The organism is Gilliamella sp. Fer4-1 (assembly GCF_001690515.1).
Classification (GTDB): Bacteria; Pseudomonadota; Gammaproteobacteria; order Enterobacterales; family Orbaceae; genus Gilliamella; species Gilliamella apicola_C.
This window is the reverse complement of sequence record NZ_LZGZ01000210.1, coordinates 1-2091: the sequence shown is the minus strand read 5'-3', so window position 1 is coordinate 2091 and position 2091 is coordinate 1. Positions and strand designations below refer to the sequence as shown.

Annotated in this window: 2 protein-coding genes; both read left to right on the top strand. The window is 38.1% G+C overall.

Features of this window, described 5'->3' with window-relative positions; genetic code table 11:
- Window positions 1-719, top strand: a 719-nt coding sequence (locus A9G30_RS07680) for an ABC transporter permease subunit (RefSeq protein WP_065588575.1), incomplete at its 5' end; no start/stop codon positions are given.
- On the top strand, window positions 716-2091 hold a 1376-nt coding region (locus A9G30_RS07675; protein ID WP_065588574.1), incomplete at its 3' end, for an ABC transporter ATP-binding protein. The genes A9G30_RS07680 and A9G30_RS07675, both read left to right, overlap by 4 nt.

The window sequence follows — 2091 nt, the reverse complement described above, 5'->3', positions numbered from 1 at the left end:
TAATTTATGATACGGCAAATACCTTTCCAACGCCGCCCTCATCATCACATTGGTTAGGCACTACTGATGCGGGTTTTGATGTGTTTGCCAATATCTTGTATGGTTTTCGTCTCTCAATGTTTTTTGCCATTTTTTTGACAGTATTTACTTCTGTCATTGGGGTTATTATTGGTGCGATTCAAGGTTATTATGGTGGTATCGTTGATCTGATAGGTCAGCGATTTATTGAAATTTGGTGTGGTTTACCTGGATTATTTGTGATTATTCTATTAGCTAGTATTTTACCGCTTAATTTTTGGTGGTTGCTTGGTATTACCGTTTTATTTGGTTGGATGGGATTAGCGGGAATTGTACGTACTGAATTTTTACGTACCCGCAATTTTGATTATATTCGTGCAGCTAAAGCTATGGGGGTTAGTGACATTAAAATTATGTTCCGCCACATATTACCTAATGCGATGGTGGCAACATTAACCTTTTTACCATTTATTCTTTGTGGATCAATTACCACCTTAACGTCGCTAGATTTTTTGGGTTTTGGTTTGCCTATTGATTCACCGTCTCTTGGTCGTTTATTGCTACAAGGTAAAAATAATTTGCAAGCACCTTGGCTTGGTATTAGTTCATTTTTAATCATTGCAACTTTGCTTTCGCTGCTTATTTTTATTGGTGAGGCAGTCAGGGATGCATTTGATCCAAACAAAGGAGTGTATCGATGAGTTCTCCTTTATTATCCGTTCAGGATTTAAGTATCGCTTTTAAACGTAACATTCAAGCTGTATCCCAAGTAGTAAGCAATGTTAGTTTTGATATCCATGAACAAGAAACGTTAGCCTTAGTTGGTGAATCTGGTTCGGGTAAAAGTGTAACAGCGTTGTCTATTTTACGTTTACTGTGTAAAGATCAAGTGACTTATCCCACAGGGGATATTTTGTTTGAAGAAAAATCGTTATTACATGCAACAGACAAAACACTGCAAAATGTGCGTGGTAATCAAATTAGCATGATCTTCCAAGAACCGATGGTGTCACTTAATCCACTACACACGGTTGAAAAACAGCTTTATGAAGTGCTGTCATTACATCGAGGTATGCGCCGAAATGTCGCACGTAATGAAATTTTGCAATATCTTGATCGAGTGGGCATTAAAGAGCCAAAAAGCAAATTATCCTCTTACCCTCATCAACTGTCGGGCGGAGAACGGCAACGAGTTATGATTGCCATGGCCATTCTAACTCATCCCAAATTGTTAATTGCCGATGAGCCAACTACAGCCCTAGATGTATCGGTACAAGCACAAATTATTCGCCTGCTTAAAGAGCTAAAAAATGAATTAAATATGAGTCTATTATTTATTTCACACAATCTTGGCATTGTCAAAAAACTAGCGGATAAAGTTGCTGTTATGCAGCAAGGAAAAATCGTTGAGTATAACAATAGGCAACGCATTTTTTTACGTCCTGAACATGAATATACTCGCACCTTATTAAATTCAGCACCGAGTGGCGATCCCGCGCCATTGCCTAATACGCCAGGAATACTGCTTAATGTTAACCATTTGGATGTTGAGGTAATCGCTAGAAAGGGATTTTTTCAAAAAACTAAAAAGAAAATTGTCAATAATGTTGGTTTTGCTGTACATCAAGGCGAGACGGTCGGTATTGTGGGGGAATCGGGCTCCGGTAAAAGCACAACGGCACTAGCTATTTTGCGGTTGATTAAATCACAAGGTAATATTGTATTTGATAGCCACCCGATACAAAATCTAACTGGCAAAAAATTATTGCCATTCCGAAGTCGTATCCAAGTCGTATTCCAAGATCCGTTTTCGTCACTTAATCCTCGTTTTAATATTGAACAGATTATTAGTGAAGGATTAATGACGCACAAAAAACAAAGTAAGAAACAACGTGAGCAGGCCGTTATTGATATTATGCAAGAAGTGGGTCTAGATCCCGATATGCGTTATCGCTATCCAACAGAGTTTTCTGGTGGGCAGCGCCAACGAATAGCTATTGCTAGAGCTTTAATTTTAAAGCCAGAATTGTTAATTTTAGATGAGCCAACTTCATCTTTAGATCATACAATTCA